The following is a 20,959-nucleotide window of genomic DNA, read 5'->3' on the forward strand; positions in this document are numbered from 1 at the left end:
GCATTCGACCAGATCGATAACGCGCCGGAAGAAAAAGCTCGTGGTATCACCATCAACACTTCTCACGTTGAATACGACACCCCGACTCGCCACTACGCGCACGTAGACTGCCCGGGCCACGCCGACTATGTTAAAAACATGATCACCGGTGCTGCGCAGATGGACGGCGCGATCCTGGTTGTTGCTGCGACTGACGGCCCGATGCCGCAGACCCGTGAGCACATCCTGCTGGGTCGTCAGGTAGGCGTTCCGTACATCATCGTGTTCCTGAACAAATGCGACATGGTTGATGACGAAGAGCTGCTGGAACTGGTTGAGATGGAAGTGCGTGAACTGCTGTCTCAGTACGATTTCCCGGGCGACGACACGCCGATCGTTCGTGGTTCTGCTCTGAAGGCGCTGGAAGGCGACGCAGAGTGGGAAGCGAAAATCATCGAACTGGCTGGCTACCTGGATTCCTACATCCCGGAACCAGAGCGTGCGATTGACAAGCCTTTCCTGCTGCCGATCGAAGACGTATTCTCCATCTCCGGTCGTGGTACCGTTGTTACCGGTCGTGTAGAGCGCGGTATCATCAAAGTGGGCGAAGAAGTTGAAATCGTTGGTATCAAAGAGACTGCGAAGTCTACCTGTACTGGCGTTGAAATGTTCCGCAAACTGCTGGACGAAGGCCGTGCTGGTGAGAACGTAGGTGTTCTGCTGCGTGGTATCAAACGTGAAGAAATCGAACGTGGTCAGGTACTGGCTAAGCCGGGTTCCATCAAGCCGCACACCAAGTTCGAATCTGAAGTGTACATTCTGTCCAAAGACGAAGGCGGCCGTCATACTCCGTTCTTCAAAGGCTACCGTCCGCAGTTCTACTTCCGTACAACTGACGTGACTGGCACCATCGAACTGCCGGAAGGCGTAGAGATGGTAATGCCGGGCGACAACATCAAAATGGTTGTTACCCTGATCCACCCGATCGCGATGGACGACGGTCTGCGTTTCGCAATCCGTGAAGGCGGCCGTACTGTTGGCGCGGGCGTTGTTGCTAAAGTAATGAGCTAATTATTTAATAATTAGTTCTGCACTTAAAAAGGGCGCTTCGGCGCCCTTTTTGCTGTCTGTCATATCTACCTGCTATATAAAGAGTGTCATATTTAGTCGCATTTTTTATTCCTCTCCCTGCACACAAACGTATTTGTGCTATTGTAATCATAACTATTCTCATTTACACTTTGCGCAGAAATTGAACGGGAGCGATCATGTACGTTTGTTTGTGTAATGGTGTAAGTGATAAAAAAATTCGTCAGGCTGTTCGTCAGTTTCACCCTCAATCTTTCCAACAATTACGTAAGTTTATTCCTGTTGGAAATCAATGCGGTAAGTGCGTCCGGGCGGCGCGTGAAGTGATGCAGGATGAGTTAATGCAAATGCCGGAGTTTAAAGAAATCGCCTGAGTCACATTCTTTTTTTTGACATCCTTGTAGCCCCATCTACGCTCTAAGAGTGGAAGCGGAGGGACTATAAAATGAAAGGTGATGTTAAAATCATAAATTATCTCAATAAACTATTGGGAAATGAGCTTGTCGCAATCAATCAGTACTTTCTCCATGCCCGTATGTTTAAAAACTGGGGGCTCACTCGTCTGAATGACGTCGAATACCATGAATCCATCGATGAAATGAAACACGCTGATAAATATATCGAGCGTATTTTATTTCTTGAAGGTATCCCAAACTTGCAGGATCTTGGCAAGCTGGGCATTGGTGAAGATGTCGAAGAGATGTTGCAGTCAGATCTCCGTCTGGAACTGGAAGGAGCGAAGGATCTACGTGAAGCCATAGCCTACGCCGACAGCGTTCATGATTACGTTAGCCGGGACATGATGATTGAGATCCTGACAGATGAAGAAGGGCATATCGACTGGCTTGAGACGGAGCTGGATCTGATTGCAAAAATTGGTCTACAGAATTACCTGCAATCGCAGATTAAAGTGGACGATTAACTCCCCGACAGCAGTGTTTTCCAGCCAATGATAAAACCCGCAGCCGCCAGAAATGGCCCGAACGGCAGCGGGTTTTTTAATGCCCCTTTCCCGTTTATTACGCACATCGCCATTACATTAATGCTGGCAATAAGCGCGGCCAGAAAGACCAGCAGGGGTAATGACTCCCAACGATGCCAGGCGCCAAGCGCGGCAAGAAATTTGATATCGCCGTACCCGAGCCCCTCTTTGTGATACAGCAACCGATATCCCCAATAGAGAAGGGCGAACCCGCCGTAACCCGCAATGGCGCCCCAAAGCGCATCTGGCAAATGGTCAGGTAAACAGCACAGGTAATAAAGCAGGCCGCTCCAGAGCAAGGGACAGGTAAACCGATCGGGCAAGAGTCCTGTTCGCGCGTCATATATCCCGGATAGCGCAGATAATAAGAGGTAGATAATCAGGAAGGGGAGGTCGGGTTGCATCATGTCATCCTCATTAAACGTTGCGCTCACCATCCGTGAAACTCATTTTCCACGCAACGGAGGAATGATGACGTTGCGCAGTGTATTCCGAAGAAAATGCGCAAAACAAAAACGGCACAACGCGTGTGCGAAGTTGCTCGCATTACAGACGAAATGATTAATATCTACGCGGCACTTGCGTCAGGCTGAGATTTGCGTATAATGCGCGGGCTTGTCTTAGTTGACGGCAGGTTCGATCTGAACCTTAGGTAGCCGATTTGGTTATCTAACAATGCTCCCAATCGGGGAGCTACGTAAGAACGGTTACACTCTCCCATCAATCGTAATGGGCACGAGGAGTAATCATTTTCGTTTATAAAATAATTGGAGCTCTGGTCTCATGCAGAACCAAAGAATCCGTATCCGCCTGAAAGCGTTTGATCATCGTCTGATCGATCAATCAACCGCGGAAATCGTCGAGACTGCTAAGCGCACTGGTGCGCAAGTCCGTGGTCCGATCCCGCTGCCGACCCGCAAAGAGCGCTTTACCGTTCTGATCTCCCCGCACGTTAACAAAGACGCGCGCGATCAGTACGAAATTCGCACTCACAAGCGTCTGGTTGACATCGTTGAGCCAACCGAGAAAACCGTTGATGCTCTGATGCGTCTGGACCTGGCTGCCGGTGTAGACGTGCAGATCAGCCTGGGTTAATCAGGTCATCGAGCGATTGAGAGGTTGAAACAATGATTGGTTTAGTCGGTAAAAAAGTGGGTATGACCCGCATCTTCACTGAAGATGGCGTCTCTATCCCAGTAACCGTAATCGAAGTTGAAGCAAACCGCGTTACTCAGGTTAAAGATCTGGCTAACGATGGCTACCGCGCTGTTCAGGTTACCACTGGTGCTAAAAAAGCTAACCGTGTAACCAAGCCGGAAGCTGGCCACTTTGCTAAAGCTGGCGTAGAAGCTGGCCGCGGCCTGTGGGAGTTCCGTCTGGCAGAGGGTGAAGAATACACCGTTGGTCAGAGCATTAGCGTTGAACTGTTTGCTGACGTTAAAAAAGTTGACGTAACTGGCACCTCTAAAGGTAAAGGTTTCGCAGGTACCGTTAAGCGCTGGAACTTCCGTACCCAGGACGCTACTCACGGTAACTCCTTGTCTCACCGCGTTCCGGGTTCTATCGGTCAGAACCAGACTCCGGGCAAAGTGTTCAAAGGCAAGAAAATGGCAGGTCAGCTGGGTAACGAACGTGTAACCGTTCAGAGCCTGGACGTAGTACGTGTTGACGCTGAGCGCAACCTGCTGCTGGTTAAAGGTGGTGTTCCGGGTGCAACCGGTTGCGACCTGATCGTTAAACCAGCTGTGAAGGCGTAAGGGGATAGCAATGGAATTAGTATTGAAAGACGCGCAGAGCGCGCTGACTGTTTCCGAAACTACCTTCGGTCGTGATTTCAACGAAGCGCTGGTTCACCAGGTTGTTGTTGCTTATGCAGCTGGTGCTCGTCAGGGCACTCGTGCTCAGAAGACTCGTGCTGAAGTAACTGGTTCCGGTAAAAAACCGTGGCGCCAGAAAGGTACCGGCCGTGCGCGTTCTGGTTCTATCAAGAGCCCGATCTGGCGTTCTGGTGGCGTGACCTTCGCTGCACGTCCGCAGGACCACAGTCAAAAAGTTAACAAGAAGATGTACCGCGGCGCGCTGAAAAGCATTCTGTCCGAACTGGTACGTCAGGATCGTCTGATCGTTGTCGAGAAGTTCTCTGTAGAAGCGCCTAAAACTAAGCTGCTGGCTCAGAAACTGAAAGACATGGCTCTGGAAGATGTGCTGATCATCACCGGTGAGCTGGACGAGAACCTGTTCCTGGCTGCGCGCAACCTGCACAAGGTTGACGTACGCGATGCAACTGGTATCGACCCGGTTAGCCTGATCGCCTTCGACAAAGTCGTAATGACTGCTGATGCTGTTAAGCAAGTTGAGGAGATGCTGGCATGATTCGTGAAGAACGTCTGCTGAAGGTGCTGCGCGCACCGCACGTTTCTGAAAAAGCGTCTACTGCGATGGAAAAAACCAACACCATCGTTCTCAAAGTTGCTAAAGACGCGACCAAAGCAGAAATCAAAGCTGCTGTGCAGAAACTGTTTGAAGTCGAAGTCGAAGTCGTTAACACCCTGGTTGTTAAAGGGAAAGTTAAACGTCACGGACAGCGTATCGGTCGTCGTAGCGACTGGAAAAAAGCTTACGTCACCCTGAAAGAAGGCCAGAATCTGGACTTCGTTGGCGGCGCTGAGTAAGTCGGAGGAGTAATACAATGGCAGTTGTTAAATGTAAACCGACATCTCCGGGTCGTCGCCACGTAGTTAAAGTGGTTAACCCTGAGCTGCACAAGGGCAAACCTTTTGCTCCGTTGCTGGAAAAAAACAGCAAATCCGGTGGTCGTAACAACAATGGCCGTATCACCACTCGTCATATCGGTGGTGGCCACAAGCAGGCATACCGTATTGTTGACTTCAAACGCAACAAAGATGGTATCCCGGCAGTTGTTGAACGTCTTGAGTACGATCCGAACCGTTCCGCGAACATCGCGCTGGTTCTGTACAAAGACGGTGAGCGCCGTTACATCCTGGCCCCTAAAGGCCTGAAAGCTGGCGACCAGATTCAATCTGGCGTTGATGCTGCAATCAAACCAGGCAACACCCTGCCGATGCGCAACATCCCGGTTGGTTCTACCGTTCATAACGTAGAAATGAAACCAGGTAAAGGCGGTCAGCTGGCACGTTCCGCTGGTACTTACGTTCAGATCGTTGCGCGCGATGGTGCTTATGTCACTCTGCGTCTGCGTTCTGGTGAAATGCGTAAAGTCGAAGCAGACTGCCGTGCAACTCTGGGCGAAGTTGGCAATGCTGAGCATATGCTGCGCGTTCTGGGTAAAGCAGGTGCTGCACGCTGGCGTGGTGTTCGTCCGACCGTTCGCGGTACCGCGATGAACCCAGTAGACCACCCACATGGTGGTGGTGAAGGTCGTAACTTTGGTAAGCACCCGGTAACTCCGTGGGGCGTTCAGACCAAAGGTAAGAAGACCCGCAGCAACAAGCGTACTGATAAATTCATCGTACGTCGCCGTAGCAAATAATTTTAGAGGATAAGCCATGCCACGTTCTCTCAAGAAAGGTCCTTTTATTGACCTGCACTTGCTGAAGAAGGTAGAGAAAGCGGTGGAAAGCGGAGACAAGAAGCCCCTGCGCACTTGGTCCCGTCGTTCAACGATCTTTCCTAACATGATCGGTTTGACCATCGCTGTCCATAATGGTCGTCAGCACGTTCCGGTATTTGTAACCGATGAAATGGTCGGTCACAAACTGGGTGAATTCGCACCGACTCGTACTTATCGCGGCCACGCTGCTGATAAAAAAGCGAAGAAGAAATAAGGTAGGAGGAAGAGATGGAAACTATCGCTAAACATCGCCATGCTCGTTCTTCTGCTCAGAAGGTTCGCCTTGTTGCTGACCTGATTCGCGGTAAGAAAGTGTCGCAGGCTCTGGATATTTTGACCTACACCAACAAGAAAGCGGCTGTACTGGTCAAGAAAGTCCTGGAATCTGCCATTGCTAACGCTGAACACAACGATGGCGCTGACATTGACGATCTGAAAGTTACGAAAATTTTCGTAGACGAAGGCCCGAGCATGAAGCGCATTATGCCGCGTGCAAAAGGTCGTGCAGATCGCATCCTGAAGCGCACCAGCCACATTACTGTGGTTGTGTCCGATCGCTGAGACTCTGGAGACTAGCAATGGGTCAGAAAGTACATCCTAATGGTATTCGCCTGGGTATTGTAAAACCATGGAACTCTACCTGGTTTGCGAACACCAAAGAATTCGCTGACAACCTGGACAGCGATTTTAAAGTACGTCAGTACCTGACGAAGGAACTGGCTAAAGCGTCCGTATCTCGTATCGTTATCGAGCGTCCGGCTAAGAGCATCCGTGTGACTATTCACACTGCTCGTCCGGGTATCGTTATCGGTAAGAAAGGCGAAGACGTAGAAAAACTGCGTAAGGTCGTAGCGGATATCGCTGGCGTTCCTGCACAGATCAATATCGCCGAAGTTCGTAAGCCTGAACTGGACGCAAAATTGGTTGCTGACAGCATCACTTCTCAGCTGGAACGTCGCGTTATGTTCCGTCGTGCTATGAAGCGTGCTGTACAGAACGCAATGCGTCTGGGCGCTAAAGGTATTAAAGTTGAAGTTAGCGGCCGTCTGGGCGGCGCGGAAATCGCTCGTACCGAATGGTACCGTGAAGGTCGCGTACCGCTGCACACTCTGCGTGCTGACATCGACTACAACACCTCTGAAGCGCACACCACTTACGGTGTAATCGGCGTTAAAGTGTGGATCTTCAAAGGCGAGATCCTGGGTGGTATGGCTGCTGTTGAACAACCGGAAAAACCGGCTGCTCAACCGAAAAAGCAGCAGCGTAAAGGCCGTAAATAAGGAGCGTCGCTGATGTTACAACCAAAGCGTACAAAATTCCGTAAAATGCACAAAGGCCGTAACCGCGGTCTGGCGCAGGGTACGGATGTTAGCTTCGGCAGCTTCGGTCTGAAAGCTGTTGGCCGTGGTCGTCTGACTGCCCGTCAGATCGAAGCAGCACGTCGTGCTATGACCCGTGCAGTTAAGCGTCAAGGTAAGATCTGGATCCGTGTATTCCCGGACAAACCGATCACTGAAAAGCCGCTGGCAGTGCGTATGGGTAAAGGTAAAGGTAACGTGGAGTATTGGGTTGCCTTGATTCAGCCGGGTAAAGTCCTGTATGAAATGGACGGCGTACCGGAAGAGCTGGCCCGTGAAGCATTCAAGCTGGCAGCAGCGAAACTGCCGATTAAAACCACCTTTGTAACTAAGACGGTGATGTAATGAAAGCAAAAGAGCTGCGTGAGAAGAGTGTTGAAGAGCTGAACACCGAGCTGCTGAACCTGCTGCGTGAGCAGTTCAACCTGCGTATGCAGGCTGCAAGTGGCCAGCTGCAACAGTCTCACCTGTTGAAGCAAGTGCGTCGTGATGTCGCACGCGTTAAGACTTTACTGACTGAGAAGGCGGGTGCGTAATGACCGATAAAATCCGTACTCTGCAAGGTCGCGTTGTTAGCGACAAAATGGAGAAATCCATTGTTGTTGCTATCGAACGTTTTGTGAAACACCCGATCTACGGTAAATTCATCAAGCGTACGACCAAACTGCACGTACATGACGAGAACAACGAATGTGGTACCGGTGACGTGGTTGAAATCCGCGAATGCCGCCCACTGTCCAAGACTAAGTCCTGGACGCTGGTTCGCGTTGTAGAGAAAGCGGTTCTGTAATACAGTACCCATTCTCAACGAATAAACGGCTCAGCGATGGGCCGTTTATTTTTTCTACCCATATCGTTGAAGCGGTGTTATAATGCCGCGCCCCCGATATGGGGCTTTTTTAACGACCTGATTTTCGGGTCTCAGTAGTAGTTGACATTAGCGGAGCACTAAAATGATCCAAGAACAGACTATGCTGAACGTCGCCGACAACTCCGGTGCACGTCGCGTAATGTGTATCAAGGTTCTGGGTGGCTCGCACCGTCGCTACGCAGGCGTAGGCGACATCATCAAGATCACCATCAAAGAAGCAATTCCGCGTGGTAAGGTCAAAAAAGGTGATGTGCTGAAGGCGGTAGTGGTGCGCACCAAGAAGGGTGTTCGTCGCCCGGACGGTTCTGTCATTCGCTTCGATGGTAATGCATGCGTTATTCTGAACAATAACAGCGAGCAGCCTATCGGTACGCGTATTTTTGGGCCGGTAACTCGTGAGCTTCGTACCGAGAAGTTCATGAAAATTATCTCTCTGGCACCAGAAGTACTCTAAGGAGCGAATCATGGCAGCGAAAATCCGTCGTGATGACGAAGTTATCGTGTTAACCGGTAAAGATAAAGGTAAACGCGGTAAAGTTAAGAATGTCCTGTCTTCCGGCAAGGTCATTGTTGAAGGTATCAACCTGGTTAAGAAACACCAGAAGCCGGTTCCGGCTCTGAACCAACCGGGTGGCATCGTTGAAAAAGAAGCCGCTATTCAGGTTTCCAACATTGCAATCTTCAATGCGGCAACCGGTAAGGCTGACCGTGTAGGCTTTAGATTCGAAGACGGCAAAAAAGTCCGTTTCTTCAAATCTAACAGCGAAACTATCAAGTAATTTGGAGTAGTACGATGGCGAAACTGCATGATTACTACAAAGACGAAGTAGTTAATAAACTCATGACTGAGTTTAACTACAATTCTGTCATGCAAGTCCCTCGGGTCGAGAAGATCACCCTGAACATGGGTGTTGGTGAAGCGATCGCTGACAAGAAACTGCTGGATAACGCAGCAGCTGACCTGGCAGCAATCTCCGGTCAAAAACCGTTGATCACCAAAGCACGCAAATCTGTTGCAGGCTTCAAAATCCGTCAGGGCTATCCGATCGGCTGTAAAGTAACTCTGCGTGGCGAACGCATGTGGGAGTTCTTTGAGCGCCTGATCACTATTGCTGTACCGCGTATCCGTGACTTCCGTGGCCTGTCCGCTAAGTCTTTCGACGGTCGTGGTAACTACAGCATGGGTGTCCGTGAGCAGATCATCTTCCCAGAAATCGACTACGATAAAGTCGACCGCGTTCGTGGTTTGGATATTACCATTACCACTACTGCGAAATCTGACGAAGAAGGCCGTGCTCTGCTGGCTGCCTTTGACTTCCCGTTCCGCAAGTAAGGTAGGGTTACTGAATGGCTAAGCAATCAATGAAAGCACGCGAAGTAAAACGCGTAGCTTTAGCTGATAAATACTTCGCGAAACGCGCTGAACTGAAAGCGATCATCTCTGATGTGAACGCTTCCGACGAAGATCGTTGGAACGCTGTTCTTAAGCTGCAGACTCTGCCGCGTGATTCCAGCCCGTCTCGTCAGCGTAACCGCTGCCGTCAAACAGGTCGTCCACATGGTTATGTGGGCAAGTTCGGGTTGAGCCGTATCAAGTTACGTGAAGCCGCTATGCGCGGTGAAGTACCAGGCTTGAAAAAGGCTAGCTGGTAATTGTCACCAATTGAATCACGGGAGTAAAGACAGATGAGCATGCAAGATCCGATCGCGGATATGCTGACCCGTATCCGTAACGGTCAGGCCGCGAACAAAGCTGCGGTCACCATGCCTTCCTCCAAGCTGAAAGTGGCAATTGCCAACGTGCTGAAGGAAGAAGGTTTTATCGAAGATTTTAAAGTTGAAGGCGACACCAAGCCGGAACTGGAACTGACTCTTAAGTATTTCCAGGGTAAAGCTGTTGTAGAAAGCATTCAGCGTGTCAGCCGCCCAGGTCTGCGCATCTACAAACGTAAAGATGAGCTGCCGAAAGTTATGGCGGGTCTGGGTATCGCAGTTGTTTCTACCTCTAAAGGTGTTATGACTGATCGTGCAGCGCGCCAGGCTGGTCTTGGTGGCGAAATTATCTGCTACGTAGCCTAATCGGAGGAAAAAATGTCTCGTGTTGCTAAAGCACCGGTCGTTGTTCCTGCCGGCGTTGATGTAAAAATCAACGGTCAGGTTATTACGATCAAAGGTAAAAACGGCGAGCTGACTCGTACTCTCAACGATGCTGTTGAAGTTAAACATGCAGATAATGCACTGACCTTCGGTCCGCGTGATGGTTACGTAGACGGTTGGGCTCAGGCTGGTACCGCGCGTGCCCTGCTGAACTCAATGGTTATCGGTGTTACCGAAGGCTTCACTAAGAAGCTGCAGCTGGTTGGTGTAGGTTATCGTGCAGCGGTTAAAGGGAATGTAGTAAACCTGTCCTTAGGTTTCTCTCACCCGGTTGACCACCAGCTGCCAGCAGGTATTACTGCAGAATGTCCGACTCAGACTGAAATCGTGCTGAAAGGCGCTGATAAGCAGGTGATCGGTCAGGTTGCAGCAGATCTGCGCGCCTACCGTCGTCCTGAGCCTTACAAAGGCAAGGGTGTTCGTTACGCCGACGAAGTCGTGCGTACCAAAGAGGCTAAGAAGAAGTAAGGTAACACTATGGATAAGAAATCTGCTCGTATCCGTCGTGCGACCCGCGCACGCCGCAAGCTCCAGGAGCTGGGCGCAACTCGCCTGGTGGTACATCGTACCCCGCGTCACATTTACGCACAGGTAATTGCACCGAACGGTTCTGAAGTTCTGGTAGCTGCTTCTACTGTAGAAAAAGCTATCGCTGAACAACTGAAGTACACCGGTAACAAAGACGCGGCTGCAGCTGTGGGTAAAGCTGTCGCTGAACGCGCTCTGGAAAAAGGCATCAAAGATGTGTCCTTTGACCGTTCCGGGTTCCAATATCATGGTCGTGTCCAGGCACTGGCAGATGCTGCCCGTGAAGCTGGCCTTCAGTTCTAAGGTAGAGGTGTAAGATGGCTCACATCGAAAAACAAGCTGGCGAACTGCAGGAAAAGCTGATCGCGGTAAACCGCGTATCTAAAACCGTTAAAGGTGGTCGTATTTTCTCCTTCACAGCTCTGACTGTAGTTGGCGATGGTAACGGTCGCGTTGGTTTTGGTTACGGTAAAGCGCGTGAAGTTCCAGCAGCGATCCAGAAAGCGATGGAAAAAGCCCGTCGCAATATGATTAACGTCGCGCTGAACAACGGCACCCTGCAACACCCGGTTAAAGGTGTTCACACGGGTTCTCGTGTATTCATGCAGCCAGCTTCCGAAGGTACCGGTATCATCGCCGGTGGTGCAATGCGCGCCGTTCTGGAAGTTGCTGGGGTTCATAACGTTCTGGCTAAAGCATATGGTTCCACCAACCCGATCAACGTGGTTCGTGCAACTATTGATGGCCTGGAAAATATGAATTCTCCAGAAATGGTCGCTGCCAAGCGTGGTAAATCCGTTGAAGAAATTCTGGGGAAATAAACCATGGCAAAGACTATTAAAATTACTCAAACCCGCAGTGCAATCGGTCGTCTGCCGAAACACAAGGCAACGCTGCTTGGCCTGGGTCTGCGTCGTATTGGTCACACCGTAGAGCGCGAGGATACTCCTGCTGTTCGTGGTATGGTCAACGCGGTTTCCTTCATGGTTAAAGTTGAGGAGTAAGAGATGCGTTTAAATACTCTGTCTCCGGCCGAAGGCTCCAAAAAGGCGGGTAAACGCCTGGGTCGTGGTATCGGTTCTGGCCTCGGTAAAACCGGTGGTCGTGGTCACAAAGGTCAGAAGTCTCGTTCTGGCGGTGGCGTACGTCGCGGTTTCGAGGGTGGTCAGATGCCTCTGTACCGTCGTCTGCCGAAATTCGGCTTCACTTCTCGCAAAGCAGCGATTACAGCCGAAGTTCGTCTGTCTGACCTGGCTAAAGTAGAAGGCGGCGTAGTAGACCTGAACACGCTGAAAGCGGCTAACATTATCGGTATCCAGATCGAGTTCGCGAAAGTGATCCTGGCTGGTGAAGTCACTACTCCGGTAACTGTTCGTGGCCTGCGTGTTACTAAAGGCGCTCGTGCTGCTATCGAAGCTGCTGGCGGTAAAATCGAGGAATAAGTAGCAGATGGCTAAACAACCGGGATTAGATTTTCAAAGCGCCAAAGGTGGCTTAGGCGAGCTGAAACGCAGACTGCTGTTTGTTATCGGCGCGCTGATTGTGTTCCGTATTGGCTCTTTTATTCCGATCCCTGGTATTGATGCCGCTGTACTTGCCAAACTGCTTGAGCAACAGCGAGGCACCATCATTGAAATGTTTAACATGTTCTCTGGTGGTGCACTCAGCCGTGCTTCTATCTTTGCTCTGGGTATCATGCCGTATATTTCGGCGTCGATTATTATCCAGCTGCTGACGGTGGTTCACCCAACGCTGGCAGAAATTAAGAAAGAAGGGGAGTCTGGTCGTCGTAAGATCAGCCAGTACACCCGCTACGGTACTCTGGTGCTGGCGATATTCCAGTCGATCGGTATTGCTACCGGTCTGCCGAATATGCCTGGTATGCAAGGCCTGGTAATGAATCCGGGCTTTGCATTCTATTTCACCGCTGTTGTAAGTCTGGTTACAGGAACCATGTTCCTGATGTGGTTGGGCGAACAGATTACTGAACGTGGTATCGGCAACGGTATCTCAATCATTATCTTCGCCGGTATTGTCGCGGGACTCCCGCCAGCCATTGCCCATACTATCGAGCAAGCGCGTCAAGGCGACCTGCACTTCCTCGTGTTGCTGTTGGTTGCAGTATTAGTATTTGCAGTGACGTTCTTTGTTGTATTTGTTGAGCGTGGTCAACGCCGCATTGTGGTAAACTACGCAAAACGTCAGCAGGGTCGTCGTGTCTATGCTGCACAGAGCACACATTTACCGCTGAAAGTGAATATGGCGGGGGTAATCCCGGCAATTTTCGCTTCCAGTATTATTCTGTTCCCGGCAACCATCGCGTCATGGTTCGGGGGCGGTACTGGTTGGAACTGGCTGACAACAATTTCGCTGTATTTGCAGCCTGGGCAACCGCTTTATGTGTTACTCTATGCGTCTGCAATCATCTTCTTCTGTTTCTTCTACACGGCGTTGGTTTTCAACCCGCGTGAAACAGCAGATAACCTGAAGAAGTCCGGTGCATTTGTACCAGGAATTCGTCCGGGAGAGCAAACGGCGAAGTATATCGATAAAGTAATGACCCGCCTAACTTTGGTTGGTGCGCTTTACATTACCTTTATCTGCCTGATCCCGGAGTTCATGCGTGATGCAATGAAAGTACCGTTCTACTTTGGTGGGACCTCACTGCTTATCGTTGTCGTCGTGATTATGGACTTTATGGCTCAAGTGCAAACTCTGATGATGTCCAGTCAGTATGAGTCTGCATTGAAGAAGGCGAACCTGAAAGGCTACGGCCGTTAATTGGTCGCCCGAGAAGTTACGGAGAGTAAAAATGAAAGTTCGTGCTTCCGTCAAGAAATTATGCCGTAACTGCAAAATCGTTAAGCGTGATGGCGTCATCCGCGTGATTTGCAGTGCCGAGCCGAAGCATAAACAGCGCCAAGGCTGATTTATTCGCATATTTTTCTTGCAAAGTTGGGTTGAGCTGGCTAGATTAGCCAGCCAATCTTTTGTATGTCTGTACGTTTCCATTTGAGTATCCTGAAAACGGGCTTTTCAGCATGGTGCGTACATATTAAATAGTAGGAGTGCATAGTGGCCCGTATAGCAGGCATTAACATTCCTGATCAGAAACATGCTGTGATCGCGTTAACTTCGATCTACGGCGTCGGTAAGACCCGTTCTAAAGCCATTCTGGCTGCAGCGGGTATCGCTGAAAATGTTAAGATCAGTGAGCTGTCTGAAGAACAAATCGACACGCTGCGTGACGAAGTTGCCAAATTTGTCGTTGAAGGTGATCTGCGCCGTGAAATCAGCATGAGCATCAAGCGCCTGATGGATCTTGGTTGCTATCGCGGTTTGCGTCATCGTCGTGGTCTCCCGGTTCGCGGTCAGCGTACCAAGACCAACGCACGTACCCGTAAGGGTCCGCGCAAACCGATCAAGAAATAATCGGGGTGATTGAATAATGGCAAAGGCACCAATTCGTGCACGTAAACGTGTAAGAAAACAAGTCTCTGACGGCGTGGCTCATATCCATGCTTCTTTCAACAACACCATCGTGACTATCACTGATCGTCAGGGTAACGCGCTGGGTTGGGCAACAGCCGGTGGTTCCGGTTTCCGTGGTTCTCGCAAATCCACTCCGTTTGCAGCTCAGGTTGCAGCAGAGCGTTGCGCTGACGCCGTAAAAGAATACGGTATCAAGAATCTGGAAGTTATGGTTAAAGGTCCGGGTCCAGGTCGCGAATCTACCATTCGTGCACTGAACGCCGCTGGTTTCCGCATCACTAATATTACTGATGTGACTCCGATCCCTCATAACGGTTGTCGTCCGCCGAAAAAACGTCGCGTATAACGCTTCGTTTTCCAGGTTTGTTGGAGAAAGAAAATGGCAAGATATTTGGGTCCTAAGCTCAAGCTGAGCCGTCGTGAGGGCACCGACTTATTCCTTAAGTCTGGCGTTCGCGCGATCGATACCAAGTGTAAAATTGAACAAGCTCCTGGCCAGCACGGTGCGCGTAAACCGCGTCTGTCTGACTATGGTGTGCAGTTGCGTGAAAAGCAAAAAGTTCGCCGTATCTATGGTGTGCTGGAGCGTCAGTTCCGTAACTACTACAAAGAAGCAGCGCGTCTGAAAGGCAACACCGGTGAAAACCTGTTGGCTCTGCTGGAAGGTCGTCTGGACAACGTTGTATACCGTATGGGCTTCGGCGCCACTCGTGCAGAAGCACGCCAGCTGGTTAGCCATAAAGCAATTATGGTAAACGGTCGTGTTGTTAACATCGCTTCTTATCAGGTTAGTCCGAATGACGTTGTTAGCATTCGTGAGAAAGCGAAGAAGCAGTCTCGCGTGAAAGCCGCTCTGGAGCTGGCTGAGCAGCGTGAAAAGCCAACCTGGCTGGAAGTTGATGCTGGCAAGATGGAAGGTACGTTTAAGCGTAAGCCTGAGCGTTCTGATCTGTCTGCGGACATTAACGAACACCTGATCGTCGAGCTTTACTCCAAGTAAAGCTTAGTACCAAAGAGAGGACACAATGCAGGGTTCTGTGACAGAGTTTCTAAAACCGCGCCTGGTAGATATCGAGCAAGTGAGTTCGACGCACGCCAAGGTGACCCTTGAGCCTTTAGAGCGTGGCTTTGGCCATACTCTGGGTAACGCACTGCGCCGTATTCTGCTCTCATCGATGCCGGGTTGCGCGGTGACCGAGGTTGAGATTGATGGTGTACTACATGAGTACAGCACCAAAGAAGGCGTTCAGGAAGACATCCTGGAAATCCTGCTCAACCTGAAAGGGCTGGCGGTGAGAGTTCAGGGTAAAGATGAAGTTATTCTTACCTTGAATAAATCTGGCATTGGCCCTGTGACTGCAGCCGACATTACCCATGACGGGGATGTCGAAATCGTCAAGCCGCAGCACGTGATCTGCCACCTGACCGATGAGAACGCGTCTATTAGCATGCGTATCAAAGTTCAGCGCGGTCGTGGTTATGTGCCGGCTTCTACCCGAATTCATTCGGAAGAAGATGAGCGCCCAATCGGCCGTCTGCTGGTCGACGCATGCTACAGCCCTGTAGAGCGTATTGCCTACAATGTTGAAGCAGCGCGTGTAGAACAGCGTACCGACCTGGACAAGCTGGTCATCGAAATGGAAACCAACGGCACAATCGATCCTGAAGAGGCGATTCGTCGTGCGGCAACCATTCTGGCTGAACAACTGGAAGCTTTCGTTGACTTACGTGATGTACGTCAGCCGGAAGTGAAAGAAGAGAAACCAGAATTCGATCCGATCCTGCTGCGCCCTGTTGACGATCTGGAATTGACTGTCCGCTCTGCTAACTGCCTTAAAGCAGAAGCTATCCACTATATCGGTGATCTGGTACAGCGTACCGAGGTTGAGCTCCTTAAGACGCCTAACCTGGGTAAAAAATCTCTTACTGAGATTAAAGACGTGCTGGCTTCCCGTGGACTGTCTCTGGGCATGCGCCTGGAAAACTGGCCACCGGCAAGCATCGCTGACGAGTAACCGGATCACAGGTTAAGGTTTTACTGAGAAGGATAAGGTCATGCGCCATCGTAAGAGTGGTCGTCAACTGAACCGCAACAGCAGCCATCGCCAGGCTATGTTCCGCAACATGGCAGGTTCACTGGTTCGTCATGAGATCATCAAGACGACCCTGCCTAAAGCGAAAGAGCTGCGTCGCGTAGTTGAGCCGCTGATTACTCTTGCCAAGACTGATAGCGTAGCTAATCGTCGTCTGGCATTCGCCCGTACTCGTGATAACGAGATCGTGGCAAAACTGTTTAACGAACTGGGCCCGCGTTTCGCGAGCCGCGCCGGTGGTTACACTCGCATTCTGAAGTGTGGCTTCCGTGCAGGCGACAACGCGCCGATGGCATACATCGAGCTGGTTGATCGTTCTGAGTCGAAAGCAGAAGCTGCTGCAGAGTAATCTGTAGTAACGTAAAAAAACCCGCTCCGGCGGGTTTTTTTATATCCGCCGTATCCCCACTTATCTACAATATCTGTACTCTTTTTGTTCATCCCCTGGAGTTGTTGTATGTGGTTACTGGACCAGTGGGCAGAGCGCCATATTACCGATGCACAGACTAAAGGTGAGTTTGATAATTTGCCCGGCAGCGGTGAGCCGCTGGCCCTGGATGATGACTCACATGTGCCGCCTGAACTACGGACTGGCTACCGTTTACTCAAAAATGCCGGTTGCCTTCCCCCGGAGCTTGAACAGCGTAAAGAAGCCGTTCAGCTATTGGATCTACTTAAAGGTATTCGTCAGGACGATCCACAGTATCAGGAAGTGAGCCGTCGTTTATCGCTCCTTGAACTAAAACTACGACAGGCGGGGCTGAGTACCGGGTTTTTACGCGGTGAATATGCAGATAAACTGCTGCATAAGATTAATGATGACTAACGGAGCTTGTATGTATCGTATTGGTGAACTGGCAAAGCTGGCAGAAGTGACGCCCGATACCATCCGCTACTATGAAAAGCAGCAGATGATGGAGCATGAAGTGCGTACGGAAGGTGGTTTCCGACTCTACACGGAAAACGATCTTCAGCGCCTTAAGTTTATCCGCTATGCCCGGCAGTTGGGCTTTACGCTTGAGTCGATCCGGGAACTGTTGTCGATCCGTGTCGATCCTGAACACCATACCTGCCAGGAGTCGAAAGGGATCGTGCAGGAAAGGCTGAAAGAGGTCGAATCACGAATTGCGGAATTACAGAGTATGCAGCGTTCATTGCAGAGGCTGAACGATGCCTGCTGTGGAACGGCACACAGCAGCGTCTATTGTTCAATTCTGGAAGCACTGGAACAAGGCGCCAGCGGAGTAAAACAGGAGTGTTGATTTATTGACCTGATGAGCCTACACTCGCGCCGTTAAACCATACAAACTGGAGTTATTATGAGTCGTTATCAGCATACGAAAGGGCAGATAAAAGACAACGCCATTGAGGCATTACTGCACGATCCGCTTTTCAGACAACGTGTTGAAAAAAATAAGAAAGGGAAAGGAAGTTATCTGCGTAAAGGCAAACATGGCAATCGGGGTAACTGGGAGGCCAGTGGCAAGAAAGTGAATCACTTTTTTACCACTGGCTTTCTGCTTATTAAGGCTTGTTAAGAACGGTTGTTTTGTTCTTTCAGAAGATCGCGGATCTCAGAAAGCAATACTTCTTCCGTTGTCGGCGCTGGCGCTTCCGTCGGTTCTTCTTTCTTACGATTCAGTTTGTTGATCAGTTTGATAGCCATGAAGATAGCAAACGCCACAATAACAAAATCAAAGACGTTCTGAATAAACACACCGTAATGCATCACGACTGCCGGGATATCTCCCTGCGCTTCGCGTAGCGTAAAGGCAAACTGTTTAAAATCGATCCCGCCAATTAACAATCCCAGTGGCGGCATAATGATATCAGCAACCAGAGAAGAAACGATCTTCCCGAATGCCGCACCAATAATCACACCCACTGCCAAATCAACAACATTCCCGCGCATCGCGAATTCGCGAAACTCTTTAATAAAGCTCATTTTATTCTCCCTATGCAACAGACGTTTATAAGTTTAACAAATGTTAAGGCATTTTCCATTTATGGATTGTTTAAAGGAGCATTTATTAGGCCCTGATAAAACAGGGGAATTAAAGAGGGCGCTGCATTAGCGCCCAAATAATTACAGGAAGAAAGGACTTGGCTGGAATAAGCGTTCGACGTCGGTAATAAACTTTTTATCCGTCAGGAACATAATCACATGATCGCCTTGTTCAATGCGCAAATTGTCATTGGCAATCATTACATCGTTACCGCGAACCACTGCGCCAATTATTGTTCCCGGTGGAAGTTTAATTTCATCAATGGCACGGCCTACGACGCGAGATGTACTTTCATCACCGTGGGCAACGGCTTCAATTGCTTCTGCTACACCACGACGTAGCGATGACACTCCCACAATATCGGCTTTACGCACATGGCTGAGTAACGCGGAAATCGTGGCCTGCTGTGGTGAAATGGCAATATCAATGACGCTCCCCTGGACGAGATCCACATAGGCGCGACGTTGAATGAGCACCATTACTTTCTTCGCACCCATCCGTTTGGCCAGCATTGCCGACATAATGTTGGCTTCATCATCGTTGGTGACTGCAATAAACAGATCAACCTGATCAATATGCTCTTCAGCCAGCAGTTCCTGATCCGACGCATCGCCAAAAAAGACGATCGTATTTTGCAGTTTTTCGGCCAGTTCGGAGGCCCGCTGTTGATCGCGCTCGATCAGTTTGACGCTGTAATCTTTTTCCAGACGACGCGCGAGACCGGCACCGATATTTCCCCCGCCGACTAACATAATACGCTTATAGGGTTTCTCCAGACGTTGCAGTTCGCTCATTACCGCGCGGATATGCTGCGATGCGGCAATAAAAAAGACTTCATCGCCTGCTTCTACAATAGTCGAACCCTGGGGGCGAATGGGGCGGTCATGACGGAATATCGCGGCGACGCGGGTATCAATATGCGGCATATGCTCACGCATCGTGGATAACGCGTTCCCGATCAGCGGCCCGCCATAATAGGCTTTCACTACCGCAAGACTGACTTTACCTTCGGCGAAATTAACGACCTGCAATGCGCCGGGATATTCGATCAGGCGATAAATGTTATCGATGACCAGTTGCTCTGGCGCAATAAGATGGTCGATGGGGACGGCTTCAGAGTGGAAGAGTTTATCCGCATCGCGGACATAATCTGGCGAGCGGATACGGGCGATACGATTTGGCGTATTGAAGAGTGAATAGGCCACCTGGCAGGCGACCATATTCGTTTCATCGGAACTGGTCACGGCGACCAGCATATCCGCATCGTCTGCGCCCGCTTCACGCAGTACGCGGGGGTGAGAGCCATGCCCTTGCACGACGCGGAGATCGAACTTGTCCTGTAAACTACGCAGGCGTTCGCCATTGATATCGACCACCGTGATGTCGTTGTTCTCTCCGACCAGGTTTTCAGCCAGCGTGCCGCCGACCTGCCCTGCGCCCAGAATGATAATTTTCATCAGTCGCGACCCGTTATCTCATCACTTTTTGATTAGCTTAGCGTAAAAGAAGCCGTCACCTTCTTCCGCATCTGGCAGATTTTGCACGCCCGGTTGAGCGGGGGTTCCGGTGCCGGTCAGGGTGGCGTCCGGGGTGCGCTGTAAAAAGGCCTGAATCTGTTGGCTATTCTCTTCCGGCAGGACAGAACAGGTCGCGTAGACCAGTGTTCCGCCTGACTTTAAATGTGGCCATATGGCATCCAGAATTTCCGACTGTAATTTTGCCAGTTCAGCAATATCACGATCGCGGCGTAGCCATTTGATATCCGGGTGACGACGAATGACGCCGGTGGCTGAACAAGGCGCATCCAGCAGAATACGGTCAAATTTCTGCTCGCCACACCATTGCGCGGGATATCGACCATCACCCTGTTTGACGGTTGCCTTCATCCCCAGACGTTTAAGGTTATCGTAAACGCGTGAAAGACGCTGTTCGTCGACATCGACAGCCAACACCTGCGCTTCAGGCGCGGCTTCGAGTATATGCGTTGTTTTACCCCCCGGTGCGGCGCACAAATCCAGGATTTGCTCGCCGTTTTGTGGGGCGAGGAAGCTAACACAGCCTTGCGCGGAAGCATCCTGAACCGTTACCCAACCCTCTTCAAAACCGGGTAAGGCATGAACCGGCGCCGGAGACTCAAGACGTAGGGCGTCAGGATAGGCCGAGTGGGGAAAACCGTTCATTCCTGCGTCCTGCAATAACGCGAGCCAGCTGTCGCGTGAATGATGTGTACGGTTCACGCGTAGCCACATTGGAGGACGTTGGTTGTTGGCTTCGACAATCGCTTCCCATTGGGTGGGATAGGATTTTTGCAGGCGCTTTAGCAGCCAGGACGGATGCAGAAAACGCGCCTCGCTGGTCGCAAACTCAGCCAGCAACGCCTCCTGCTGACGCTGAAACTGACGCAAAACGCCATTGATCAGCCCTTTAAGCTGTGGGCGCTTAATAGCAACAGCACCTTCAACCGTTTCTGCGAGGGCCGCATGTGGTGGAATTCGTGTGTGCAATAGCTGGTAAAACCCTACCATGATCAGGTAATGCACGGTGCGTTGCTTACCGGTCATAGGGCGAGACATTAATTTATTAATCAGCCACTCCAGCTGCGAAAGGGTGCGCAACACGCCAAAGCACAGCTCCTGAAGCAGCGCTTTGTCTTTATCGGAGACTTTTTGCTGTAGTGGTGGCAGGACATTACTTAAGGATTGCCCTTGCTCAACGACCTGCTCAACGGCCTGTGCCGCCAGACTGCGTAAATTTTGTTTTTTCATAACCGCAAAAATAAAAATGCCCGGTAACACCGGGCGTAGTAAGACGT

38 protein-coding genes are annotated in these 20,959 nt (G+C 50.5%); 34 read left to right on the plus strand and 4 right to left on the minus strand.

The features are described 5' to 3' along the window. The 3 genes from tuf to bfr all read left to right on the plus strand — a co-directional run. Positions 1-1,050, plus strand: a 1,050-nt coding sequence (gene tuf, locus OGY62_RS08670; RefSeq protein WP_286450946.1) for an elongation factor Tu, incomplete at its 5' end; no start/stop codon positions are given. A gap of 197 nt (positions 1,051-1,247) precedes the next feature. Next, positions 1,248-1,442 carry a bacterioferritin-associated ferredoxin gene (gene bfd / locus OGY62_RS08675; protein WP_012135433.1) on the plus strand — a complete coding sequence of 65 codons (195 nt, stop codon included), beginning with the start codon at positions 1,248-1,250 and terminating at the stop codon, positions 1,440-1,442. A gap of 71 nt (positions 1,443-1,513) precedes the next feature. After that, positions 1,514-1,990, plus strand: coding sequence for a bacterioferritin (bfr, locus tag OGY62_RS08680; protein ID WP_012135432.1), 477 nt, complete (start codon positions 1,514-1,516; stop codon positions 1,988-1,990). Here the strand turns inward: bfr and OGY62_RS08685 are convergent. Further along, entirely contained in the window at positions 1,987-2,454 is a 468-nt protein-coding gene (locus tag OGY62_RS08685; RefSeq protein ID WP_286459606.1) for a prepilin peptidase, read from the minus strand. The two genes, bfr and OGY62_RS08685, sit on opposite strands and share 4 nt — an antisense overlap. 379 nt (positions 2,455-2,833) lie before the next feature. Here OGY62_RS08685 and rpsJ point away from each other — a divergent pair, with 379 nt between their 5' ends. The 31 genes from rpsJ to arfA all read left to right on the plus strand — a co-directional run bounded on the left by rpsJ (position 2,834) and on the right by arfA (position 17,679). Continuing rightward, a complete protein-coding gene (rpsJ, locus tag OGY62_RS08690) occupies positions 2,834-3,145 on the plus strand; it encodes a 30S ribosomal protein S10 (protein WP_001181005.1) in 312 nt (103 codons plus the stop codon). 32 nt (positions 3,146-3,177) lie between these two features. Continuing rightward, a complete protein-coding gene (gene rplC / locus OGY62_RS08695) occupies positions 3,178-3,807 on the plus strand; it encodes a 50S ribosomal protein L3 (RefSeq protein WP_000579837.1) in 630 nt (209 codons plus the stop codon). Positions 3,808-3,817: 10 nt separating this feature from the next. Then, entirely contained in the window at positions 3,818-4,423 is a 606-nt protein-coding gene (rplD, locus tag OGY62_RS08700; RefSeq protein WP_000424395.1) for a 50S ribosomal protein L4, read from the plus strand. After that, on the plus strand, positions 4,420-4,722 hold the full coding sequence (gene rplW, locus OGY62_RS08705; RefSeq protein WP_000617546.1) for a 50S ribosomal protein L23: 303 nt from the start codon (positions 4,420-4,422) through the stop codon (positions 4,720-4,722). Before rplD ends, rplW begins: the two co-directional genes overlap by 4 nt. Positions 4,723-4,739: 17 nt before the next feature. After that, positions 4,740-5,561, plus strand: a complete 822-nt coding sequence (gene rplB, locus OGY62_RS08710) for a 50S ribosomal protein L2 (RefSeq protein WP_000301864.1) — start codon at positions 4,740-4,742, stop codon at positions 5,559-5,561. A gap of 16 nt (positions 5,562-5,577) precedes the next feature. Continuing rightward, entirely contained in the window at positions 5,578-5,856 is a 279-nt protein-coding gene (rpsS, locus tag OGY62_RS08715) for a 30S ribosomal protein S19 (protein WP_001138117.1), read from the plus strand. A 14-nt stretch (positions 5,857-5,870) separates the two neighbouring features. After that, positions 5,871-6,203, plus strand: a complete 333-nt coding sequence (rplV, locus tag OGY62_RS08720; protein WP_000447529.1) for a 50S ribosomal protein L22 — start codon at positions 5,871-5,873, stop codon at positions 6,201-6,203. A 17-nt stretch (positions 6,204-6,220) separates the two neighbouring features. Next, positions 6,221-6,922, plus strand: coding sequence for a 30S ribosomal protein S3 (gene rpsC, locus OGY62_RS08725; RefSeq protein ID WP_000529945.1), 702 nt, complete (start codon positions 6,221-6,223; stop codon positions 6,920-6,922). Positions 6,923-6,934: 12 nt separating this feature from the next. Next, positions 6,935-7,345, plus strand: a complete 411-nt coding sequence (gene rplP, locus OGY62_RS08730; RefSeq protein WP_000941212.1) for a 50S ribosomal protein L16 — start codon at positions 6,935-6,937, stop codon at positions 7,343-7,345. Further along, positions 7,345-7,536: a 50S ribosomal protein L29 gene (gene rpmC / locus OGY62_RS08735; RefSeq protein WP_000644742.1), complete on the plus strand. Its 192-nt coding sequence runs from the start codon at positions 7,345-7,347 to the stop codon at positions 7,534-7,536. The genes rplP and rpmC overlap by 1 nt, the downstream gene beginning before the upstream one ends. Beyond that, positions 7,536-7,790 carry a 30S ribosomal protein S17 gene (rpsQ, locus tag OGY62_RS08740; RefSeq protein ID WP_003031120.1) on the plus strand — a complete coding sequence of 85 codons (255 nt, stop codon included), beginning with the start codon at positions 7,536-7,538 and terminating at the stop codon, positions 7,788-7,790. Before rpmC ends, rpsQ begins: the two co-directional genes overlap by 1 nt. Positions 7,791-7,953: 163 nt before the next feature. After that, a complete protein-coding gene (rplN, locus tag OGY62_RS08745; protein WP_002919748.1) occupies positions 7,954-8,325 on the plus strand; it encodes a 50S ribosomal protein L14 in 372 nt (123 codons plus the stop codon). 10 nt (positions 8,326-8,335) lie between these two features. Further along, on the plus strand, positions 8,336-8,650 hold the full coding sequence (gene rplX, locus OGY62_RS08750) for a 50S ribosomal protein L24 (protein ID WP_012135426.1): 315 nt from the start codon (positions 8,336-8,338) through the stop codon (positions 8,648-8,650). Positions 8,651-8,664: 14 nt separating this feature from the next. Next, entirely contained in the window at positions 8,665-9,204 is a 540-nt protein-coding gene (gene rplE / locus OGY62_RS08755) for a 50S ribosomal protein L5 (protein ID WP_007702494.1), read from the plus strand. A 14-nt stretch (positions 9,205-9,218) separates the two neighbouring features. Next, positions 9,219-9,524 (plus strand): 30S ribosomal protein S14, encoded by a 306-nt coding sequence (gene rpsN, locus OGY62_RS08760; RefSeq protein ID WP_012135425.1) that lies wholly within the window; start codon positions 9,219-9,221, stop codon positions 9,522-9,524. A 33-nt stretch (positions 9,525-9,557) separates the two neighbouring features. Continuing rightward, positions 9,558-9,950: a 30S ribosomal protein S8 gene (gene rpsH / locus OGY62_RS08765; protein ID WP_000062611.1), complete on the plus strand. Its 393-nt coding sequence runs from the start codon at positions 9,558-9,560 to the stop codon at positions 9,948-9,950. A gap of 12 nt (positions 9,951-9,962) precedes the next feature. Beyond that, on the plus strand, positions 9,963-10,496 hold the full coding sequence (gene rplF, locus OGY62_RS08770; protein WP_012135817.1) for a 50S ribosomal protein L6: 534 nt from the start codon (positions 9,963-9,965) through the stop codon (positions 10,494-10,496). 9 nt (positions 10,497-10,505) lie between these two features. Further along, positions 10,506-10,859, plus strand: a complete 354-nt coding sequence (rplR, locus tag OGY62_RS08775; protein ID WP_000358960.1) for a 50S ribosomal protein L18 — start codon at positions 10,506-10,508, stop codon at positions 10,857-10,859. A 14-nt stretch (positions 10,860-10,873) separates the two neighbouring features. After that, positions 10,874-11,377, plus strand: coding sequence for a 30S ribosomal protein S5 (gene rpsE / locus OGY62_RS08780; protein WP_000940121.1), 504 nt, complete (start codon positions 10,874-10,876; stop codon positions 11,375-11,377). Positions 11,378-11,380: 3 nt separating this feature from the next. Then, positions 11,381-11,560, plus strand: coding sequence for a 50S ribosomal protein L30 (gene rpmD, locus OGY62_RS08785; protein WP_001140434.1), 180 nt, complete (start codon positions 11,381-11,383; stop codon positions 11,558-11,560). 3 nt (positions 11,561-11,563) lie between these two features. Next, positions 11,564-11,998, plus strand: coding sequence for a 50S ribosomal protein L15 (gene rplO, locus OGY62_RS08790; RefSeq protein ID WP_001238917.1), 435 nt, complete (start codon positions 11,564-11,566; stop codon positions 11,996-11,998). 7 nt (positions 11,999-12,005) lie between these two features. Beyond that, complete coding sequence (gene secY / locus OGY62_RS08795) at positions 12,006-13,337, plus strand: preprotein translocase subunit SecY (protein ID WP_001118864.1); 1,332 nt, start codon at positions 12,006-12,008, stop codon at positions 13,335-13,337. A gap of 31 nt (positions 13,338-13,368) precedes the next feature. Continuing rightward, on the plus strand, positions 13,369-13,485 hold the full coding sequence (rpmJ, locus tag OGY62_RS08800) for a 50S ribosomal protein L36 (protein ID WP_000868187.1): 117 nt from the start codon (positions 13,369-13,371) through the stop codon (positions 13,483-13,485). A gap of 146 nt (positions 13,486-13,631) precedes the next feature. After that, positions 13,632-13,988 carry a 30S ribosomal protein S13 gene (rpsM, locus tag OGY62_RS08805; RefSeq protein WP_000090780.1) on the plus strand — a complete coding sequence of 119 codons (357 nt, stop codon included), beginning with the start codon at positions 13,632-13,634 and terminating at the stop codon, positions 13,986-13,988. Positions 13,989-14,004: 16 nt separating this feature from the next. After that, on the plus strand, positions 14,005-14,394 hold the full coding sequence (gene rpsK / locus OGY62_RS08810; protein WP_001029684.1) for a 30S ribosomal protein S11: 390 nt from the start codon (positions 14,005-14,007) through the stop codon (positions 14,392-14,394). A gap of 33 nt (positions 14,395-14,427) precedes the next feature. After that, a complete protein-coding gene (gene rpsD / locus OGY62_RS08815; RefSeq protein ID WP_000135224.1) occupies positions 14,428-15,048 on the plus strand; it encodes a 30S ribosomal protein S4 in 621 nt (206 codons plus the stop codon). A 25-nt stretch (positions 15,049-15,073) separates the two neighbouring features. Continuing rightward, on the plus strand, positions 15,074-16,063 hold the full coding sequence (locus OGY62_RS08820) for a DNA-directed RNA polymerase subunit alpha (RefSeq protein WP_001162094.1): 990 nt from the start codon (positions 15,074-15,076) through the stop codon (positions 16,061-16,063). Positions 16,064-16,103: 40 nt separating this feature from the next. After that, a complete protein-coding gene (gene rplQ, locus OGY62_RS08825; protein ID WP_001216372.1) occupies positions 16,104-16,490 on the plus strand; it encodes a 50S ribosomal protein L17 in 387 nt (128 codons plus the stop codon). A 108-nt stretch (positions 16,491-16,598) separates the two neighbouring features. Next, positions 16,599-16,967, plus strand: a complete 369-nt coding sequence (locus OGY62_RS08830; RefSeq protein WP_286459596.1) for a DnaJ family domain-containing protein — start codon at positions 16,599-16,601, stop codon at positions 16,965-16,967. A 10-nt stretch (positions 16,968-16,977) separates the two neighbouring features. After that, positions 16,978-17,403: a Zn(2+)-responsive transcriptional regulator gene (gene zntR / locus OGY62_RS08835; protein ID WP_024131002.1), complete on the plus strand. Its 426-nt coding sequence runs from the start codon at positions 16,978-16,980 to the stop codon at positions 17,401-17,403. A 57-nt stretch (positions 17,404-17,460) separates the two neighbouring features. Further along, positions 17,461-17,679 carry an alternative ribosome-rescue factor ArfA gene (gene arfA / locus OGY62_RS08840; RefSeq protein ID WP_012135422.1) on the plus strand — a complete coding sequence of 73 codons (219 nt, stop codon included), beginning with the start codon at positions 17,461-17,463 and terminating at the stop codon, positions 17,677-17,679. On the opposite strand, the gene mscL is transcribed toward arfA, so the two are convergent. The 3 genes from mscL to rsmB all read right to left on the minus strand — a co-directional run bounded on the left by mscL (position 17,676) and on the right by rsmB (position 20,912). After that, the gene (gene mscL / locus OGY62_RS08845) at positions 17,676-18,086 is read right to left on the minus strand and encodes a large-conductance mechanosensitive channel protein MscL (protein WP_012135421.1); all 411 of its coding nucleotides are present in this window, start codon (positions 18,084-18,086) and stop codon (positions 17,676-17,678) included. The genes arfA and mscL overlap by 4 nt on opposite strands. A gap of 141 nt (positions 18,087-18,227) precedes the next feature. Further along, positions 18,228-19,604 (minus strand): Trk system potassium transporter TrkA, encoded by a 1,377-nt coding sequence (trkA, locus tag OGY62_RS08850; protein ID WP_012135420.1) that lies wholly within the window; start codon positions 19,602-19,604, stop codon positions 18,228-18,230. Between the two features lie 21 nt (positions 19,605-19,625). Further along, complete coding sequence (rsmB, locus tag OGY62_RS08855; protein WP_286459598.1) at positions 19,626-20,912, minus strand: 16S rRNA (cytosine(967)-C(5))-methyltransferase RsmB; 1,287 nt, start codon at positions 20,910-20,912, stop codon at positions 19,626-19,628. Positions 20,913-20,959 lie beyond the last annotated feature (47 nt).

This window comes from Citrobacter sp. CK198, assembly GCF_030333295.1.
GTDB lineage: Bacteria > Pseudomonadota > Gammaproteobacteria > Enterobacterales > Enterobacteriaceae > Citrobacter_B > Citrobacter_B koseri.

What these genes read in the sequence shown, in the direction of transcription:
- bfd (WP_012135433.1), top strand. Translation starts at nt 1,248, where the DNA reads ATGTACGTTTGTTTGTGTAATGGTGTAAGTGATAAAAAAATTCGTCAG.
- bfr (WP_012135432.1), top strand. Translation starts at nt 1,514, where the DNA reads ATGAAAGGTGATGTTAAAATCATAAATTATCTCAATAAACTATTGGGA.
- OGY62_RS08685 (WP_286459606.1), bottom strand. Translation starts at nt 2,454, where the DNA reads ATGCAACCCGACCTCCCCTTCCTGATTATCTACCTCTTATTATCTGCG.
- rpsJ (WP_001181005.1), top strand. Translation starts at nt 2,834, where the DNA reads ATGCAGAACCAAAGAATCCGTATCCGCCTGAAAGCGTTTGATCATCGT.
- rplC (WP_000579837.1), top strand. Translation starts at nt 3,178, where the DNA reads ATGATTGGTTTAGTCGGTAAAAAAGTGGGTATGACCCGCATCTTCACT.
- rplD (WP_000424395.1), top strand. Translation starts at nt 3,818, where the DNA reads ATGGAATTAGTATTGAAAGACGCGCAGAGCGCGCTGACTGTTTCCGAA.
- rplW (WP_000617546.1), top strand. Translation starts at nt 4,420, where the DNA reads ATGATTCGTGAAGAACGTCTGCTGAAGGTGCTGCGCGCACCGCACGTT.
- rplB (WP_000301864.1), top strand. Translation starts at nt 4,740, where the DNA reads ATGGCAGTTGTTAAATGTAAACCGACATCTCCGGGTCGTCGCCACGTA.
- rpsS (WP_001138117.1), top strand. Translation starts at nt 5,578, where the DNA reads ATGCCACGTTCTCTCAAGAAAGGTCCTTTTATTGACCTGCACTTGCTG.
- rplV (WP_000447529.1), top strand. Translation starts at nt 5,871, where the DNA reads ATGGAAACTATCGCTAAACATCGCCATGCTCGTTCTTCTGCTCAGAAG.
- rpsC (WP_000529945.1), top strand. Translation starts at nt 6,221, where the DNA reads ATGGGTCAGAAAGTACATCCTAATGGTATTCGCCTGGGTATTGTAAAA.
- rplP (WP_000941212.1), top strand. Translation starts at nt 6,935, where the DNA reads ATGTTACAACCAAAGCGTACAAAATTCCGTAAAATGCACAAAGGCCGT.
- rpmC (WP_000644742.1), top strand. Translation starts at nt 7,345, where the DNA reads ATGAAAGCAAAAGAGCTGCGTGAGAAGAGTGTTGAAGAGCTGAACACC.
- rpsQ (WP_003031120.1), top strand. Translation starts at nt 7,536, where the DNA reads ATGACCGATAAAATCCGTACTCTGCAAGGTCGCGTTGTTAGCGACAAA.
- rplN (WP_002919748.1), top strand. Translation starts at nt 7,954, where the DNA reads ATGATCCAAGAACAGACTATGCTGAACGTCGCCGACAACTCCGGTGCA.
- rplX (WP_012135426.1), top strand. Translation starts at nt 8,336, where the DNA reads ATGGCAGCGAAAATCCGTCGTGATGACGAAGTTATCGTGTTAACCGGT.
- rplE (WP_007702494.1), top strand. Translation starts at nt 8,665, where the DNA reads ATGGCGAAACTGCATGATTACTACAAAGACGAAGTAGTTAATAAACTC.
- rpsN (WP_012135425.1), top strand. Translation starts at nt 9,219, where the DNA reads ATGGCTAAGCAATCAATGAAAGCACGCGAAGTAAAACGCGTAGCTTTA.
- rpsH (WP_000062611.1), top strand. Translation starts at nt 9,558, where the DNA reads ATGAGCATGCAAGATCCGATCGCGGATATGCTGACCCGTATCCGTAAC.
- rplF (WP_012135817.1), top strand. Translation starts at nt 9,963, where the DNA reads ATGTCTCGTGTTGCTAAAGCACCGGTCGTTGTTCCTGCCGGCGTTGAT.
- rplR (WP_000358960.1), top strand. Translation starts at nt 10,506, where the DNA reads ATGGATAAGAAATCTGCTCGTATCCGTCGTGCGACCCGCGCACGCCGC.
- rpsE (WP_000940121.1), top strand. Translation starts at nt 10,874, where the DNA reads ATGGCTCACATCGAAAAACAAGCTGGCGAACTGCAGGAAAAGCTGATC.
- rpmD (WP_001140434.1), top strand. Translation starts at nt 11,381, where the DNA reads ATGGCAAAGACTATTAAAATTACTCAAACCCGCAGTGCAATCGGTCGT.
- rplO (WP_001238917.1), top strand. Translation starts at nt 11,564, where the DNA reads ATGCGTTTAAATACTCTGTCTCCGGCCGAAGGCTCCAAAAAGGCGGGT.
- secY (WP_001118864.1), top strand. Translation starts at nt 12,006, where the DNA reads ATGGCTAAACAACCGGGATTAGATTTTCAAAGCGCCAAAGGTGGCTTA.
- rpmJ (WP_000868187.1), top strand. Translation starts at nt 13,369, where the DNA reads ATGAAAGTTCGTGCTTCCGTCAAGAAATTATGCCGTAACTGCAAAATC.
- rpsK (WP_001029684.1), top strand. Translation starts at nt 14,005, where the DNA reads ATGGCAAAGGCACCAATTCGTGCACGTAAACGTGTAAGAAAACAAGTC.
- rpsD (WP_000135224.1), top strand. Translation starts at nt 14,428, where the DNA reads ATGGCAAGATATTTGGGTCCTAAGCTCAAGCTGAGCCGTCGTGAGGGC.
- OGY62_RS08820 (WP_001162094.1), top strand. Translation starts at nt 15,074, where the DNA reads ATGCAGGGTTCTGTGACAGAGTTTCTAAAACCGCGCCTGGTAGATATC.
- rplQ (WP_001216372.1), top strand. Translation starts at nt 16,104, where the DNA reads ATGCGCCATCGTAAGAGTGGTCGTCAACTGAACCGCAACAGCAGCCAT.
- OGY62_RS08830 (WP_286459596.1), top strand. Translation starts at nt 16,599, where the DNA reads ATGTGGTTACTGGACCAGTGGGCAGAGCGCCATATTACCGATGCACAG.
- zntR (WP_024131002.1), top strand. Translation starts at nt 16,978, where the DNA reads ATGTATCGTATTGGTGAACTGGCAAAGCTGGCAGAAGTGACGCCCGAT.
- arfA (WP_012135422.1), top strand. Translation starts at nt 17,461, where the DNA reads ATGAGTCGTTATCAGCATACGAAAGGGCAGATAAAAGACAACGCCATT.
- mscL (WP_012135421.1), bottom strand. Translation starts at nt 18,086, where the DNA reads ATGAGCTTTATTAAAGAGTTTCGCGAATTCGCGATGCGCGGGAATGTT.
- trkA (WP_012135420.1), bottom strand. Translation starts at nt 19,604, where the DNA reads ATGAAAATTATCATTCTGGGCGCAGGGCAGGTCGGCGGCACGCTGGCT.
- rsmB (WP_286459598.1), bottom strand. Translation starts at nt 20,912, where the DNA reads ATGAAAAAACAAAATTTACGCAGTCTGGCGGCACAGGCCGTTGAGCAG.